This is a genomic window from Pseudocitrobacter sp. RIT415 (assembly GCF_003057695.2).
In the GTDB taxonomy this organism is placed as follows: domain Bacteria; phylum Pseudomonadota; class Gammaproteobacteria; order Enterobacterales; family Enterobacteriaceae; genus Pseudocitrobacter; species Pseudocitrobacter faecalis.
Genome location: NZ_QBJC02000003.1, coordinates 201575 through 217918 on the forward strand (window position 1 = coordinate 201575; position 16344 = coordinate 217918).

The 16344-nt window shown below is 47.3% G+C and carries 12 protein-coding genes, 1 tRNA gene and 2 pseudogenes; 7 read left to right on the top strand and 8 right to left on the bottom strand.

Annotated features, from left to right (window positions below; translation table 11 throughout):
• Positions 1-299 precede the first annotated feature (299 nt).
• Both DBY68_RS05085 and DBY68_RS05095 read left to right on the top strand, forming a co-directional pair.
• Positions 300-599, top strand: a complete 300-nt coding sequence (locus tag DBY68_RS05085; protein ID WP_108475064.1) for a DUF1889 family protein — start codon at positions 300-302, stop codon at positions 597-599.
• Positions 600-898: 299 nt separating this feature from the next.
• Positions 899-2190 (top strand): annotated as a pseudogene (locus DBY68_RS05095) (integrase arm-type DNA-binding domain-containing protein).
• A gap of 13 nt (positions 2191-2203) precedes the next feature.
• Here the strand turns inward: DBY68_RS05095 and DBY68_RS05100 are convergent.
• The 3 genes and pseudogenes from DBY68_RS05100 to DBY68_RS05110 form a co-directional block, all read right to left on the bottom strand.
• Positions 2204-2599: pseudogene (locus tag DBY68_RS05100) on the bottom strand (helix-turn-helix domain-containing protein); the annotation flags it as partial.
• 94 nt (positions 2600-2693) lie between these two features.
• Positions 2694-5648 (bottom strand): autotransporter outer membrane beta-barrel domain-containing protein, encoded by a 2955-nt coding sequence (locus DBY68_RS05105; RefSeq protein WP_108475066.1) that lies wholly within the window; start codon positions 5646-5648, stop codon positions 2694-2696.
• A 595-nt stretch (positions 5649-6243) separates the two neighbouring features.
• Positions 6244-6870 (bottom strand): LuxR C-terminal-related transcriptional regulator, encoded by a 627-nt coding sequence (locus DBY68_RS05110; protein WP_108475067.1) that lies wholly within the window; start codon positions 6868-6870, stop codon positions 6244-6246.
• Positions 6871-7656: 786 nt separating this feature from the next.
• Here DBY68_RS05110 and DBY68_RS05115 point away from each other — a divergent pair.
• Complete coding sequence (locus DBY68_RS05115; protein ID WP_108475068.1) at positions 7657-8256, top strand: hypothetical protein; 600 nt, start codon at positions 7657-7659, stop codon at positions 8254-8256.
• An 800-nt stretch (positions 8257-9056) separates the two neighbouring features.
• Positions 9057-9320, top strand: coding sequence for a hypothetical protein (locus DBY68_RS05125; protein WP_158529102.1), 264 nt, complete (start codon positions 9057-9059; stop codon positions 9318-9320).
• A gap of 45 nt (positions 9321-9365) precedes the next feature.
• Here the strand turns inward: DBY68_RS05125 and DBY68_RS22885 are convergent, their stop codons facing one another.
• Positions 9366-9509, bottom strand: a complete 144-nt coding sequence (locus tag DBY68_RS22885) for a hypothetical protein (RefSeq protein WP_158529103.1) — start codon at positions 9507-9509, stop codon at positions 9366-9368.
• Between the two features lie 166 nt (positions 9510-9675).
• Between DBY68_RS22885 and DBY68_RS05130 the strand changes: the two genes are divergently transcribed.
• Positions 9676-9975: a phosphatidylserine decarboxylase gene (locus DBY68_RS05130; RefSeq protein WP_108475071.1), complete on the top strand. Its 300-nt coding sequence runs from the start codon at positions 9676-9678 to the stop codon at positions 9973-9975.
• A 50-nt stretch (positions 9976-10025) separates the two neighbouring features.
• On the opposite strand, the gene DBY68_RS05135 is transcribed toward DBY68_RS05130, so the two are convergent.
• A tRNA-Ile gene (locus tag DBY68_RS05135) sits at positions 10026-10101 on the bottom strand.
• A gap of 125 nt (positions 10102-10226) precedes the next feature.
• Between DBY68_RS05135 and mug the strand changes: the two genes are divergently transcribed.
• Positions 10227-10733 carry a G/U mismatch-specific DNA glycosylase gene (gene mug / locus DBY68_RS05140; RefSeq protein ID WP_108475072.1) on the top strand — a complete coding sequence of 169 codons (507 nt, stop codon included), beginning with the start codon at positions 10227-10229 and terminating at the stop codon, positions 10731-10733.
• Between the two features lie 157 nt (positions 10734-10890).
• Here mug and rpoD read toward each other — a convergent pair whose 3' ends face one another.
• From rpoD to rpsU, 3 genes are all read right to left on the bottom strand, one after another.
• Positions 10891-12732 carry an RNA polymerase sigma factor RpoD gene (gene rpoD / locus DBY68_RS05145; RefSeq protein ID WP_108475073.1) on the bottom strand — a complete coding sequence of 614 codons (1842 nt, stop codon included), beginning with the start codon at positions 12730-12732 and terminating at the stop codon, positions 10891-10893.
• A 155-nt stretch (positions 12733-12887) separates the two neighbouring features.
• On the bottom strand, positions 12888-14633 hold the full coding sequence (gene dnaG, locus DBY68_RS05150) for a DNA primase (RefSeq protein ID WP_108475074.1): 1746 nt from the start codon (positions 14631-14633) through the stop codon (positions 12888-12890).
• Between the two features lie 115 nt (positions 14634-14748).
• Positions 14749-14964 carry a 30S ribosomal protein S21 gene (gene rpsU, locus DBY68_RS05155; RefSeq protein WP_001144069.1) on the bottom strand — a complete coding sequence of 72 codons (216 nt, stop codon included), beginning with the start codon at positions 14962-14964 and terminating at the stop codon, positions 14749-14751.
• A gap of 235 nt (positions 14965-15199) precedes the next feature.
• Between rpsU and tsaD the strand changes: the two genes are divergently transcribed.
• Positions 15200-16213, top strand: a complete 1014-nt coding sequence (tsaD, locus tag DBY68_RS05160; RefSeq protein ID WP_108475075.1) for a tRNA (adenosine(37)-N6)-threonylcarbamoyltransferase complex transferase subunit TsaD — start codon at positions 15200-15202, stop codon at positions 16211-16213.
• The last annotated feature ends 131 nt before the right edge of the window (positions 16214-16344 follow it).

The following is a 16344-nucleotide window of genomic DNA, read 5'->3' on the forward strand; positions in this document are numbered from 1 at the left end:
ATATATTTTATTTTCATGGTGATTTTATAGGAATAATCTTGTGGATGTTTTTGGTGAATGGAATAAATAAGATGAAATATAGGATATATTATATTTTCTAACAGCTTCTCCCTGTTGCCTGAAATGGCAAAAAAGCGATTTCCCGCTACACTCCCGATGAGGGAGGCTGAGGACATGGACGCCCGAAGAAGTGACCCGTACGAGGTTTCGTATGAAAGGTGTAAGAATCCCTTTGATATCGTGAGCCGTTTGAGGTCTTATAGTCTTGTTAATCACGTGGTTAATTTAAGGACGAGAACATGCCAACAGTCATCGCTAAAGCCCTGGATTTCATCAACGCTATGGATACAACCGTTGCGGTACCTCACTCTATGGATGAAAGCACAGCGAAGGGTATCTTTAAGTATCTGAAAGAAATCGGTGTACAGGTGAGTGCAGAAGAAATTACTGCGCGAGGGACTTCAGAGGGATGGAATCCCGAGTTCACTAAAAAAGTCGTCGGATGGGCTGAAAAAATCGCCTCTGACGAGCGTGTTGTGATTAAAAACCCCGAGTATTTTTCTTCCTATATGCAGGAACAACTGAGCGCGTTAGTGTGAGTTAACGTGGTGAGGTATGCTGCAAAAACGAAGGGCTTGCGTTTTCACGTAAGCCCTTGCTGTATCTGGTGGCCCCTGTTGGGTTTGAACCAACGACCAAGCGATTATGAGTCATAAAATTGGTATGTTTTTAATTGTTCGTCATTGTCTCTGTTTGTGTTTTTAATTCCATATAATCAATCAGTTATGAAGTTGATTTTGTTTCTGATTGGTCCTCCCATTTCCCCATTGTACTATTCTTACCTGACCCAAAATGGGCATTGGGTCAGGTAATGTTTATCCTCAGAAAAGGTAACCTCATGGCCGCTAATCTTACGAGACTGCTATACGTGGATTGAAGACAAAAAGTACGTCGTACTACGTTTGGAGCAACAGCGTTAAACGTGGCACCGGCAGACTGGACGTTAAGGTTCAGCCGTCAGGCAGCAAGGTTTTTTATTTCCGTTACTACGTTGAGAAGGGGAAGAAAGAGAAATTCATTCAGTTGGGCATCTAGCCTGAAATGAGACTGGTGACGGCCAATGAGTTGGCGAAAAAGTATGGAGCCTGGCTTGTTGAAGGAAAAGAGCCCCAACAAGAGCTTGAGCAACAACGCCTGGCCGAAAAGCACATTATGCAGATCCTTCGTTTTCAAAGATCGTTTCAAGAATTGATGCATGGCTATGTTAACAAGATGAAGCTCGACAATAAGCGGACCTGGGCTGATGTTCTGAAGCGTCTTGAAAAAGAGTGCTACACGGTTATCCCTCGAGAAACCAAAGCGAAAGATGTTACACCTCTGCAGATCAAAACCATTCTCTCAGGCATTATCCAGCGTGATGATCGGATTCGCTCGTATCTGATGGCGGCATTTAACTACGGCCTGAAAGCTGATAACGATCCGATGAATACTAGCGTGGGTATCACGTTTGGTCTTGAAGCTAACCCGGTCTCGGCTCTACCGAAACAGTATTCGGCGGAGAAAGTGGGTGATACATGGTTAACACTGGAAGAGCTACGTTTTGTCATGGAACAGTTCGCTCAGGCAACTAACGTTGGGCCATTGATGCAACATCTCATACGATTCTGTGTTTATGCAGGTGGGCAGCGTCCATTCGAAATGATTGCCAGTCAGTGGAGTGCGATTGACTGGCAGCAAAAGACGCTTCTGGTCATAGCTGATGTATCGAAAAACAAGCGTGAGCACCTGATCCCGCTATCTGAATCAGCATTACAGGAATTAGCTTCTGTGAAGGAGCTGACAAAGGAAAGTAACAGTCCCTTTATCTTCCCATTCTCAACCAACGGAGAACGACCGGTTCGCACTGATAGCCAGGCACGGTCTATCATGTATTTTCGGGCCTTCAACTCTGAGTTCAAAGTTTTCACCGCACGAGATCTGCGTCGCACCTGTAAAACCCTGATAGGTGAGGCGGGAATTAGTAAAGAGAACCGCCATCGTATCCAGAATCACGCTTTGAACGACATCTGCTCGAAACACTACGATCGTTATGACTACCTGACCGAAAAGCGCAGGGCGTTTGAGATTTGGGAAGACAGGGTTAATGTATTTTCAAATACAGTTCCAGTGCGGCGATCTGGCTGTCAGTAAGTTCGATACCCTAACGAGCCACTTTTTCTTCCAGTGCTTTAAGACGCTTTTTGAAACTCTCAAGATTGTGGCGCAGCCAGACAGAACGGACGCCACTTCCTGAGATAAAAAAGCCCTGTTTACGCAGCTCATTGCTGGTCCTGTGTTGGTCATGAGCAGATAACGCAACAGCATAATCAGCAATGACCTGCTCAGTTGCATCATCAGTACGATTTTTGAGATAGGGAGCGCGTCGGCTGCGATTAATGAGCGCGTCCACACCGCCTTCATCAGCCAGTTCACGATAACGGTAAAATATATCTCGGGAGACGCCCATGATTTTACAGGCTTTAGATACGTTGCTGAGTTCTTCAGCCAGATTAAGCAATCCAGTTTTGTGTTTGATGACGGGATTAGTAGTATGAAGTATGAGAGTTAGCTCGTGTTTTGTATAAGGACTCGACACCCATATCAAAACCGCTAACTCTCAACCTTTCAAGGCCATATGTCAGATCATGCCGCGACTAATACAAATTAATCGTTACGCCCAGCACACCCTGAGCAGGGGATTCAATATGCTGCCCCTTTACGTAATTAAACTCGCTGTAAAGCAGCACATTTTTACTTAGTTGTACTGAAGCCCCCACGCCATACTTTCCTGACAAACCATCGACGTTATTGTCGAAAGCAAATTTCTCATTGATGATGACCTGGTTGGACTTCGCAAACTCATTGACTACGCTGGCTTTGATGAAGGGTTTAATTTCATAGGTCTTCACCTCGAACGTGGTGCCCAGTTTGATACCGCCTTCGAGCTTATAAGAAGAACCTGTTCCGGTTTTTGCCTTCATCTCATTATCGAGTTGGACGTCAGCACTGTTAGTTTTGAACAAAGAACCTCGTAAATAAGGTGTCACTTCCACGGTATCTGCCAGTGTAAAACGTCGTCCTGTTTCAACTGAGGCGCTCAAACCCTGTTGTGACCATTTTCCACGGGTCATTTGCCCGTTACTCATCTCTGCGTTGAGCTTATTGCTGAGATCGTTGTACTTAACGAGCCCATCCACATAAAACTGGTCATGGCCAAGCCATGCCGCATAAATACCGATTCCGAAGCTATCAATATTACTGTTGCCACCCCGATCATGCTTTACAGTGTTCTGTGAGTATGAAAGCAGTCCGCCAAGAATAAAATCCCCACTCACTGTGGCGATGGCATCGTCATAACCCAACTCAAGCCCATATTGCTGGAAGTGATAACCGGCACCGTTGGAGGTGCTGATAATGGATTTATTTCCCAGATAATGAGCCCACAATTGATCTCCTTTCTTATTCTCGCGGTTCCAGACCCCCCGGTACATGCGCCAGCTCTCTATTTCGCTGTTCAGGATGTCGAGATTCGCGCTGGCCATATTGAGGATGGCATCCGTTGACGGCGTTGTAATAGGTTTTACCGGGGGCAAGGGGTTACCCGGCTCAGGGATTTCTGTGCCTGGCTGTTCGGGCGACGGTTCCTCTGTCCCTGGTTTTTCTGGTTCAGGGATTTCTGTACCCGGCTGTTCGGGTTCAGGCTCTTGCGTCCCCGGTATTTCTGGCCCAGGCTCTTCCGTCCCTGGTTTTTCTGGTTCAGGGATTTCTGTACCAGGCTGTTCGGGTTCAGGCTCTTGCGTCCCCGGTATTTCTGGCTCAGGCTCTTCCGTCCCTGGTTTTTCTGGTTCGGGCTCCTCTGTTCCAGGTTTACCCGGTTCAGGTTCTTCAGTGCCCGGTTTGGCTGTCAGACCCAGATACCAGACGTTGCCCTCCAGTTGATCCTTATCTCGTTCTTTATACAGCGAATACATCCAGGTCCCGCCGTCTACAGAGGCCACCGTATTACCGTTTTTATTGGCTAAATGAAAACCCGCGTCACCCTCAACATCTTGTACCAGGTTAAGCGTCAGATCGCTGGCATCGGAGATCTCACGCCCGCTATCATTAACCTCTACGCTGAAGTTTCCGTGACCATCATTAATTTTGACGAAATTACCGGTTTTATCCGCCATGGAGGTATTAAAGAGAAAAGTGCCGTTGCCACTGAGTGTGCCAACGGTAAGACTGGGGTAGCTCTCCTCATTACGTAAAAACGCAACAACACCCTCGGCCATGGTTAAGTTGTTAATCGTGGATGAGCGATCGTCAGAACCTGTCGCGGCGGTAACAGTTAATTGACCTTCATTCAGATTAACATTGTCAGCCTGAGATCCCGTCTCCATGATCGCGACGCCTGACTGATTCACCTCAAGGTAGCCTGTCGAAACCGCTCCCGTCTTGAGCAGACTGGTACCGCCATTTAACCGGGTATTGTTAATTACAGAGCCTGAGTTCGCCTCCTGATAACCCCCGAAGAGCGTAGTATTATCCGCAATAGAATTCTTACCCGTTAAGAGTTGTGAACCGCCATTAATCACAGTATCTGTAACTCTCGAACTTTTTTCTAACTGCTGGAGACCTCCGTTAATGACGGTTCCTGTCACCGTTGAATACACCAAAGGTTTATAGCTCAGATCATTTTCTCTTATACGTTGTAGCCCGCCATTGAGGGTGGTCCCTACGACCTCAGCCCCTTGATTAACCATTTGTTCGCCATTATGGATCGTCGTGTTAAAAGATTTCGCTGCCTCACCCACAACCTGACGGCCTTCATTAAGGGTGGTGTCATTGGCACGGCTCCCGGTTCCGAAAACATATTGCTGACCGCCATCAATGATTGTATTTTGGGTCAATGGAGGGGCTTCCGCCATCGATGCTGTATTTGATAATTGTTGTAAGCCGCCGCTGTGGATAATTGTATTAACCGTAATTACATTACCTGAAATACTTTGTGTGCCGCTGTCAAATATTTCAGTATTTGAAACGGATAAAGCTTCTTTGTCTCGCATAAAGCTGGAAACGGACTGTTCACCGCCAGAATAAATTCTGGTATCAGAAATTGTTGTGTCTGGCCCGAAATTATTATTTACGTGTTGCTGACCATCCTTGATTGTCGTGCGGGTTACTGTCCCACCAAATACATCCTGACGGCCGCCATCTATCGTAGTATTATCCACTATGGCATCGTCATAAACCACTTGCCTGGCACCTGCACGAATCAGGGTATCCTTGAGGGTGGAGCTGCCCTTTGACTGCTGGTAGCCCTCCTGCACACCGTCGGTATCAAGGATTGTCCCCGTGACGGTGGCGCTTCTGACAAACTGAGTGCCGCCGTTGATCAGCACATTAATAGACTGTCCGCCGTTCCATACCTCCTGACCACCGAACCGGGTAATGGTGGTATCGATAGCCGTCCCATAAACAATTTGCGATGTATTATTTTCATCAAGGACAGTACCGTACACGGTCTCTCCGACATTAATTGTCTCGGCCAGTGATTGAAGGGGGATAGCCAGCCCATGCAGGGCTGTAAAAATGACCAGACTGGTCCTGTTAAAATGAAAGTTCATCGTCTCACTCCATGATTATCCAAAAAATAAATTAATAACCCCCCTGCGCTTTTCAAATTATGAGTACATCAGAATAAATCATGATGGATTCTCGAATTAAACACCGAGTGAAAGCGAGGCGTATTACTTAATTGCGATTGATCCTATATGTTTTAAATACCTAGAGAAAGTGTGTGAAAAATGAATTAGGATTCTTCCAGTCAGTGAAAAAATAAGAATTGAGCCGTCTGAAATAGTTTGTTAAAAATAAACCAAGAAAAACAATATGTTATCTTTATTTGTGGTTGTTATGTAAAAGAAATGATAATTTCAGGAGGATTTTAATCCGCCTTGTATTAGGAATTTTGACTGCTTCGAAACCCTGGGCGTCATCCCCTGATTGGGTTATGGGATGACGTCGTATTGCTAAAGAGCAGGTTGAGACGATGATCAGTCACTGCCCCAGAGTACCAGTCAAGATACGGGATTCGGGGCTGAGCGTCCTGAAAACCTGACCGGCTCATGGGTGAAAGGATGTGGTCGTCTCACTTGGGCAGTCATTGCTGTCGGTGTTGTCATCCAGGTGAGAATTTTACGCTGCGATGCTCTTGTCGATTCAACAATGTTCAAAAGTGATTTTTGAGGCATTGTAAAACAGTCCTTGTAATGTCGTTACGCCCACTTTTTTGTAAGCACTGGATCTTAACGTATAGGCCGTTTTGATATGCATATTCATGATCCGGGCAATAGATTGCATACTTTCTCCCATTAAAACATAGTTAATAACCTGTCTTTCTTTCTTTGAAAGCATGTAATTTTTATACTCCACAATGTCTGCAAGGGCAGTTCCGGACACAACGTCGAGCAATTGCTGTTTAAGTTGCTTTAAGGGCATTTTCTTGTAAAAACAATAAATACGATCCGGTGGTTGAAGGATGGTATCGAAAATGATTAAGCGGTCACCCCTCATTTTGCAGAAAAATAAATTATTAGTGATAACTGAATTAAATCTCATTCTGGGATCAAAGTCGATAATAAAATAGTTGTTACTATTAATAGTGATATCATTTAAATGATTCCACTGTTCGATGTTAACATGCTCAATATTGTAAATTACACCTGTTTTCTCCAACAGTTCTGGCATAATGGATGAAATCAGGAATATAAGTCCTTTATAAAAGAAACTGTCATTACTTATAACTAATATTTTCCCCTGCTGACAACCGTCCCAATGATTATCCATAGTCTATTATTACTCTCCGCGTTCTCATTATTATGGTTTCAATGTAATTTAAAAATTATTACGTGTATAGCAAGGCTAATAAAGGACGTTAAATGAATATTCTTAATTATTAATAAGCCCTTGAACAGTCATCAAAGCAATGAAAAATTTTAATCATAAAGGGGTATTGGTAATGCTATGTTTTTATTGCATAAATTTTATATGCGCGGTGATATGTCCGCTGAAATAGTGACAAAACAATGTGGATGCAGACTCATTGGCGTGAATAATCCGAAAAAAGCCATCCGCGTAGACTTGAACAGGTCTGAAAATTATCTATAACTGTGACTTGCGTCACGAAAATAGATATATTATGAAGACTGGCCAGCTTCGGAAAACTAATCTTGAACAATATTTTAACAAAAAAAATACTGTTCATTAGCAAATTGTTTCCTGGTTTCGGAACTTCACAGCGAATGGCGTTAAGGTCAACCGTGTTAAGCCGTACAGGAATGCTCTCTGAGTATTATTAATAATAGTTATGTAAAATTATCTAATTATTAGATCAGCTAATTCTCAAACGCACCCGGTATGATCATCAGGTGCGTTATCATGTTTATACCAGGGTTAAACAAAGCAGATAAAATACTGTCATGCTATCTGCTCTACTGTAAATAAAATCATTGAAAGAGTCAGTTACCTTAAGGAAAAAATGTGACGGGATAGAACAAGGAAAAGCCTCTCGTCGCGCTGAGGCCAATCTGTGTTAAATTAGTTCCGTAATTTCAGCGGACATGGAGATAAAAAATGGAATTCGTGAGGCTATTTGTGATCAGCTCAAATTATTACTTGCAACAGGGATGGATCACTTTCGTTAATAATATACAGCCAGAGATCCTCACCAAAACCAATACATTCTGCGAAGTGGTAGCCATACCGGCCTCTGATATTGCGGAAATTGACAAGCACTTAACCGGAAAATGTTGTGTGCTTATCGATAAAGCCATTATTTTGGAGCCTGCATGGCGCCGATTCTCTGTCAGTCATCTCTCAGAGAGTGTGCGGGTTTTCGTTATTAATGAGGTGCGAACACCCGAGGCGAGTCATCGTTTTGTCATGCCCTTCAGACCCTCTCTAAATACAATCAAAAAATTAATCATAAAAGCCATGCAAAACGATCATTTTTTAATTAATGATGCCTCCAGTTTTTCGGTGAATCATCTTCCAAAGGAGTGGCGGAATTTTTTGGAACTTTTGCTGAGCGGTAAGTCGATTAAAGAAATTGCTGAAATAAGCGATATTTCAGTGAAACGAGCCTATTATTTGCGCTCAAAAATCCTCAGCGATCTTGGCATCTCGCACCTCAATGAATTGATCCGAAAAGCCAATGGCACACTTGTGGGCTAAAAGAAGACCTGAATTCCGGGGAGTCGTAACTTTCATTCTATTGATTTTAAATTATTAATTTTATCAATTTTGATATCCAGCCTTTCGTCAGGTAACGGTTAACCTGATCCTTGTCAGCCATGTGAACGACCTTTTGCACCCGGCCCCGGTAACCATGACGCTCACTTTTTCTGTATCCCTTCTGCTATGTAAAGCTACGGTAAAAAAACGCAGCGCATTTTTTAAAGTCAGGCTATTGAGGTTGAGTTTAAACTCGCTGGCGGATACTCCGGGCGTGGTGCCTTCAATGCCCTTCATCTCTCATAAAGACTTTCTCTCAACGAGTGAATTTTCCTCCTTCGAAGGTGATGTTACTGATATTCAATAACTTTTTGTAATGGTAAGAAGCTTAATGAATATTTTCATCACCTTACTTTTAAATATTGGGTAGGACGTTGTTCTTCTACTCTTTAGGTAGTGCGGGAAGATACGTTTGATTAAAAGAAATAGCTCAGCATCGTAATAATATGAATTAACTGTATTATGAGGATTTGTTTACAGACATATAATACTATTCTGGTTTAATTGGCATGGCGTCAGCCTCGTGAAATTTCAACGAAAATTAACCTTAGCTTCTTTAGGAGTGTCTCTGTGGTGTCAAAGCAGGACAGGACTGCATCAAGCTTTTATCGTAATGCCGCCCAACCGGATTTTTATCCCGACGATAGTATACTCAGAGATATATCCACCCTGAAAGAGATTCAGTTATATATTCCAGCATCTCGCTGCCGATTAAACTTATAGAAGAACAGGGGCGAGTGGTGGGTCAGGATGCATTGATCGGCCCAGGTTGGCCTGATTCCGAAAATCGGGTCTCGTTGAATACCTTATATCAAACGATTTCACATTTTAGGAAAGAACTGGCGGTTATTCTTCCTCAGCTGGACATTATCACCACGGTGAAACGCACGGGGATCCTTTTCTCGGCAGAAATTCAGGTTGAGCTTTTAAATCAGCAACATTCCGCTTCTCTTCAGGACCCGGCGCGGGAGCATAATTTGGATGAAAATACGTTAAAAAAATAACGTCCAACCTCCAGGAATAGCCATCACACTCTATATTTTATGATGCTACTCTTGCTTACCGGTAGTATTATTTTCTTTTTCTACAGTCAAAATATGCAACTTTACTCTTTTTACGACCATTTCCATTCCAGCGGAGTCGAGAATACGGCTGGCTGCAAAATCTTTTTTAACAAAGACGAAAGCAATCATCCTGATAAGGATTCTCGTTATTATCCTGATGCCTTTGATTGTCAGGGCTTTCCCATGCCTATATCACGCAATGGTCCTTGCATAAACGCTCTTCCGCTATGCTCTGCAATCGCCAATAGGGCAAAATCCTTAACTGTAAAACGTACTACTATTTGAGCCACTCTTCATGAAGACCATAACAACAAAAACCATGGTAGTGCTTTCGCTGGTTGTCATGGCGATTGGCATGGCGGAAATGTCCACCTGCGATATTCGCGTGTATGAAGGGCAGCACGTGAAGAAAGGCGATGAGCTCGACATGTTCCCTTTTGATGGATCCGCTCACTGCATGTTCTTTTCAAAGGACGTGGATATCGAATTTGACCTGCATGCTCAGCAGCCCAGCCTGGAGAGCCACAACATTCCTGTTAACGCGAGAATTGCGACGGTAAACCCAAACAGTAATCGTGACGCAATCCAAAAGTAAAAAAGCCACTCCTTAGAGTGGCTTAATTATATGATTTTAATTCTAAAATTTGGTGGCCCCTGTTGGGTTTGAACCAACGACCAAGCGATTATGAGTCGCCTGCTCTAACCACTGAGCTAAGGGGCCGTGGCGGGGAATTATAAAGTAACTGCGGTTTACAATCCAGTTGTTAAGGTACGTCTGCTGTTTTTATAAACAACGTATTTTCAATTCGTTATAATGGTCACATGAACCATTTATCAGAGAACAGCATGGTTAAAGATATTATCGCTCCAGGGCTGCGGGTGGTGTTTTGCGGCATTAACCCGGGTTTGTCTTCCTCTTCACTCGGTTTTCCCTTCGCGCATCCGGCTAACCGCTTCTGGAAAGTGCTGCATCTGGCCGGGTTTACTGACAGGCAATTGAAGCCAGAGGAAGCCGAGCATCTGCTCGATTTTCGCTGCGGTGTCACCAAACTGGTTGATCGCCCTACGGTACAGGCCACGGAAGTGAAGCGCCAGGAGTTACATGACGGCGGGCGGGCGCTGATTAGCAAAATCGAGGACTATCAACCTGCAGCGCTGGCGGTGCTGGGGAAACAGGCATTTGAACAAGGATTCAGCCAGCGAGGCGTGCCGTGGGGCAAGCAGTCGATGTCGATTGGCGTGACGCAGGTGTGGGTGCTGCCGAATCCGAGCGGGTTAAACCGAATTACGACGGATAAGCTGGTTGAGGCGTACCGGGAACTGGATCAGGCGCTGGTGTTGCGGGGGCTTTGATGGATGCCCTCACCCCGGCCCTCTCCCGAAGGGAGAGGGAGAAAATCCCAACCATTATGCACAATCGATCCCCTCTCCCTCAGGGTTAGGGTGAGGGTATAAAACCCCCATAAAAAAAGCTCCCCGTAGGGAGCTTTTTACGTTTCACAGACCGGGATTAATCGTCCAGGAAGCTACGCAGAACTTCAGAACGGCTCGGGTGACGCAGTTTACGCAGCGCCTTCGCTTCGATCTGACGGATACGTTCACGGGTAACGTCGAACTGTTTACCCACTTCTTCCAGCGTGTGGTCAGTGTTCATGTCGATACCGAAACGCATACGCAGCACTTTCGCTTCACGCGCGGTCAGGCCAGCCAGAACGTCGTGCGTTGCCGCACGCAGACTTTCAGTCGTCGCAGAATCCAGCGGCAGTTCGAGGGTGGTATCCTCGATGAAATCACCCAGATGCGAATCTTCATCGTCGCCGATCGGCGTTTCCATGGAGATAGGCTCTTTAGCAATTTTCAGCACTTTACGGATTTTGTCTTCCGGCATCAGCATGCGCTCAGCCAGCTCTTCTGGCGTCGGCTCGCGGCCCATCTCTTGCAGCATCTGGCGAGAAATACGGTTGAGCTTGTTGATGGTCTCAATCATATGCACCGGAATACGGATGGTGCGCGCCTGATCCGCGATAGAACGGGTGATCGCCTGACGGATCCACCAGGTTGCATAGGTGGAGAACTTGTAACCACGACGATATTCGAACTTATCAACCGCTTTCATCAGGCCGATGTTACCTTCCTGAATCAGGTCGAGGAACTGCAAGCCACGGTTGGTGTATTTCTTAGCGATAGAAATAACCAGACGTAAGTTCGCTTCAACCATCTCTTTCTTCGCACGGCGGGCTTTCGCTTCACCGATGGACATACGACGGTTGATATCTTTAACCTGCTCGATGGTCAGGCCGGTTTCTTCTTCAATTTGTTGCAGCTTCATCAGGCTGCGCTGAACGTCTTCTTTAATGTCGAGCAGCTTCTCAGACCACGGCTTGTTCATCGCAATGGCGGCGTTGAACCAGGTTTCGCTGGTTTCGTTGCCGGTGAACAGGGTGATGAAGTTTTTCTTCGGCATTTTGCACTGTTCAACGCACATCTTCATGATGATACGTTCCTGGGTACGCACACGGTCCATCATGACGCGCATGCTGTTCACCAGGTAGTCGAACTGTTTTGGCACCAGGCGGAACTGTTTGAAGACTTCGGACAGCTTCAGGATCTCTTCCTGCGCGGCGGCATGACTACGGCCTTTCGCCTTGATGGTGTCGCGAGTCACTTCATACTGCGTGCGCAGTTCAGCGAATTTCTCACGTGCCAGTTCAGGGTCGATGCTGTTGTCATCATCGCTGCTGTCGTCGTCGTCCTCTTCATCTTCATCGTCGTCATCCATCTCTTCCTGAGAGAGTTCAGAACCAACGTGAGTCGCGGTCGGTGCTAAATCTTCTTCAGCGTTCGGATCGACGAACCCGGTGATGAGATCGGACAAACGCGCTTCTTCCGCTTCAACACGATCGTACTGTTCAAGCAGATAGGTGATGGCTTCCGGGTATTCCGCGACGGAACACTGAACCTGGTTGATCCCGTCTTCAATACGTTTAGCGATGTCAATTTCGCCTTCACGGGTCAACAGTTCAACGGTACCCATTTCACGCATGTACATACGAACCGGGTCAGTGGTGCGCCCGATTTCAGATTCCACGCTCGAAAGCACCTGTGCGGCGGCTTCTTCCGCATCTTCATCGGTGTTGTTCGATGTTTCAGCGAGCAACAGGTCATCGGCATCCGGTGCTTCTTCCATCACCTGAATGCCCATGTCGTTGATCATTTGGATGATGTCTTCGATCTGATCGGAGTCGACGATATCTTCCGGCAGATGGTCATTGACCTCGGCATAGGTCAGATAGCCTTGCTCCTTACCACGTTGGACAAGAAGCTTCAGCTGTGACTGCGGGTTTTGCTCCATAAGACGGTATCCACACTTATTTCATGAGATTGGTGTCGGTCGGCGAAACAAGCCGCCAACAGAGTGTAACGAGGACTAATTTATATTTTGCCGCTGCCCTTCACGCGGCTTTCGGGGGCTTCCCGAGTGATATTCGGCACTTAAGCCGTTCAATTCTATTTTTTGGCCAGTTCCTGGTTTAGCGTCCAGAGTTCCCGGCGTTCCTCACTGCTGAGCCCGTGTGTGCGATCGCGAGCAATCAACTCTTCTTGTCGCAGAACCAGCAATGAGTCAAACATATGGTTGAGTGAGTCGGTGAACGTTTTTTCTGCGATATCCTTATCTGCTATATCGTCCCACATCGACAGTTTTTCAAGGGTCGCGGCTTCATTTGTGCCACGATATTGTTCCAGAAGTTGACCAGTGGTCAGTCCAGGCTGTGACAAACAAGTGTTGACCAGTTCTGCAAATAAGCCAAGTCCCGGCAGTTTTTTTGGATCCAGACCATTCAACGGTGGAACCAACGGCGCGAGATCGGGGTTTTGCACCAGTAACCCTATCAGTATACGCATGGTCGTGCGTTTTAGCTGTGGCGCGGGGCGAACCACGCCGTTTTCTGCCTGTTTCGGCATTAAACGTTCAAGCTGGGCATCATCGAGAATCCCCAGTTTATTTCCCAGCTCCTGACGCAAATAGATGCGTAAGGTTTCGCCCGGAACCTGGCCGATGAGCGGCAGCGCCAGCGTACTTAACTGCGCGCGCCCGTCCGGGGTGCTCAAATCGACCTGCGGCATCAGACTGTTAAACAGAAACGTGGAGAGCGGCTGTGCCTGCTCCATCCGCGCTTCAAATGCTGCTTTACCCTCTTTACGCACCAGCGTATCCGGGTCTTCGCCGTCGGGCAGAAACATAAAGCGTAACTGACGCCCGTCGGTCATATACGGCAGCGCCGTTTCAAGCGCGCGCCATGCGGCATCGCGACCGGCACGGTCACCGTCATAGCAACAGATGACGTTATTGGTCACCCGGAACAGTAGCTGAATATGGTCGGCGGTGGTTGAGGTGCCAAGCGAGGCGACGGCATAGTTAATGTCGTACTGCGCCAGAGCGACCACATCCATATAACCTTCGACCACCAGTAAACGTTGGGGTTCAGCTTCTGTCTGTTGCGCTTCATAAAGGCCATACAGCTGACGGCCCTTATGGAAAATATCAGTTTCCGGGGAGTTGAGGTATTTCGGCAGGGCATCGCCCAGCACGCGTCCACCAAAACCAATGACCCGGCCACGTTTATCTCGAATAGGGAACATGACGCGCTCGCGAAAGCGGTCGTAGCTACGCCCCTGCTCGTTGGTTACCAGCATACCGGCGTCAATAAGCGCCTGGCGATTTTCACTATTGCCGCCAAAGCGTTTCAGGACGTTGTCCCAACCCGGAGGCGCATAACCAATCGCGAAACGAGAAATCACTTCGCTGCTGAGGCCACGCTTTTCCAGATACTGGCGCGCGGGGTCAGCGGCAGGATTCATCAGGGATTGCTGATAAAACGCATTTAGACCGTCCATCAGTTGATAGAGACTTTGCCGTTGATGGCGTTCTATCTGACTCGGCCCGTTGCCTGCTTCATACGGCACTTCAAGGTTGTGCATGGCGGCCAGTTCTTCGACGGTTTCCACGAACTCGAGCTTGTCGTAGTTCATCAAAAAGTCGATGGCGTTGCCGTGCGCGCCACAGCCGAAGCAGTGGTAAAACTGTTTTTCACCGTTGACGGTGAAAGAGGGGGTTTTCTCGTTATGAAAAGGACAGCACGCGTGATAGTTCTTGCCCTGCTTTTTTAGCTTCACTCGCGCATCGATCAAATCGATGATGTCGGTGCGTGCCAGCAGATCATTAATGAATACGCGCGGAATTCGTCCAGCCATAAGCCCCGTAGTTTTTAATGATGCTTAAACGAAAACAAGCCGCGCTTTCCTTCCGGAAGCACGGCCTTGCAACTACTACTCGGTCTGACAATTGAGAGCGTGTGCTCTCAAGAGATTAGTACAGACGAGTACGGCGTGCGTTTTCGCGAGCCAGTTTCTTCGCGTGACGTTTCACAGCAGAAGCTTTAGCGCGCTTACGTTCGGTAGTCGGTTTTTCATAGAACTCACGACGACGAACTTCCGCCAGAACACCCGCTTTTTCGCAGGAACGCTTGAAGCGACGCAGTGCTACGTCGAACGGCTCGTTTTCACGTACTTTAATTACCGGCATGTAACTCTCACCTTTAATAAATTCGGTTTGCCGCTGGCATCAACGCCAGCTTATTTCAAAATGGTGCGGAATTTTACTGCAATTGCTGCTGCTTTGTAAAGCACCGACGCGTTTTTGAAAGGGACTTTTTAAGGGTGAGGAGTATACACGAAGCAGGTTCCTGGGGCGAACAATGTTTTACAAGCTGGGGCAGAAAACCTACACTGCGCGGTATTGAAACGAGGTAAATCTAGCCATGCGTGTACTGGGAATTGAAACATCCTGCGATGAAACCGGCATCGCAATTTATGACGATGTAAAAGGTCTGTTAGCCAACCAATTGTATAGTCAGGTGAAATTACATGCTGATTACGGCGGCGTGGTGCCTGAACTGGCCTCGCGCGATCACGTGCGTAAAACGGTGCCGCTGATTCAGGCCGCACTGAAAGAAGCGAATCTGACGGCAAAAGATATTGATGCTGTCGCCTATACCGCCGGGCCGGGTTTAGTTGGCGCGCTGCTGGTTGGCGCAACGGTCGGGCGTTCGCTGGCGTTTGCCTGGAATGTTCCGGCGATCCCGGTACACCATATGGAAGGGCACCTGCTGGCGCCGATGCTGGAAGATAACCCGCCGGAATACCCGTTTGTGGCGCTGCTGGTCTCAGGTGGGCATACGCAACTTATCAGCGTGACTGGCATCGGCGAGTATGAACTGCTGGGCGAATCCATTGATGATGCGGCCGGTGAAGCCTTCGATAAAACCGCCAAACTGCTGGGGCTCGATTACCCAGGCGGCCCGATGCTGTCGAAAATGGCCTCCCAGGGTACGGAAGGGCGCTTTGTCTTCCCGCGTCCGATGACTGACCGTCCGGGGCTGGACTTCAGCTTCTCCGGGCTGAAAACCTTCGCGGCAAACACCATTCGCAATAATGACAACGACGATCAAACCCGTGCCGATATTGCCCGTGCTTTTGAAGATGCGGTGGTCGATACGTTGATGATCAAGTGCAAACGCGCGCTGGAACAAACCGGCTTCAAGCGTTTGGTGATGGCAGGTGGCGTAAGCGCTAACCGCACGCTGCGGGCGAAGCTGGCGGAGATGATGCAGAAACGTCGTGGCGAAGTGTTCTACGCGCGCCCGGAATTCTGCACCGATAACGGGGCGATGATTGCCTATGCAGGCATGGTGCGCTTCAAAGCAGGCGTGAATGCAGATCTTGGCGTGACCGTGCGTCCGCGTTGGCCGCTGGCGGAATTACCGGCAGCATGAGGGACGATGCCGGATGCGGCGTAGACGCCTTATCCGGCCTACAAGAAATTGAAAATTCAATACATTGCAGGAGCGTCGTAGGCCTGATAAGCGAAGCGCATCAGGCAATGTTGCGATTGTCATCAGTCTCA

Bases quoted from the DNA above. Each gene is read 5' to 3' on its own strand.
- DBY68_RS05085 (WP_108475064.1), top strand. From the start codon at position 300: ATGCCAACAGTCATCGCTAAAGCCCTGGATTTCATCAACGCTATGGAT.
- DBY68_RS05105 (WP_108475066.1), bottom strand. From the start codon at position 5,648: ATGAACTTTCATTTTAACAGGACCAGTCTGGTCATTTTTACAGCCCTG.
- DBY68_RS05110 (WP_108475067.1), bottom strand. From the start codon at position 6,870: ATGGATAATCATTGGGACGGTTGTCAGCAGGGGAAAATATTAGTTATA.
- DBY68_RS05115 (WP_108475068.1), top strand. From the start codon at position 7,657: ATGGAATTCGTGAGGCTATTTGTGATCAGCTCAAATTATTACTTGCAA.
- DBY68_RS22885 (WP_158529103.1), bottom strand. From the start codon at position 9,509: ATGATTGCTTTCGTCTTTGTTAAAAAAGATTTTGCAGCCAGCCGTATT.
- DBY68_RS05130 (WP_108475071.1), top strand. From the start codon at position 9,676: ATGAAGACCATAACAACAAAAACCATGGTAGTGCTTTCGCTGGTTGTC.
- mug (WP_108475072.1), top strand. From the start codon at position 10,227: ATGGTTAAAGATATTATCGCTCCAGGGCTGCGGGTGGTGTTTTGCGGC.
- rpoD (WP_108475073.1), bottom strand. From the start codon at position 12,732: ATGGAGCAAAACCCGCAGTCACAGCTGAAGCTTCTTGTCCAACGTGGT.
- dnaG (WP_108475074.1), bottom strand. From the start codon at position 14,633: ATGGCTGGACGAATTCCGCGCGTATTCATTAATGATCTGCTGGCACGC.
- rpsU (WP_001144069.1), bottom strand. From the start codon at position 14,964: ATGCCGGTAATTAAAGTACGTGAAAACGAGCCGTTCGACGTAGCACTG.
- tsaD (WP_108475075.1), top strand. From the start codon at position 15,200: ATGCGTGTACTGGGAATTGAAACATCCTGCGATGAAACCGGCATCGCA.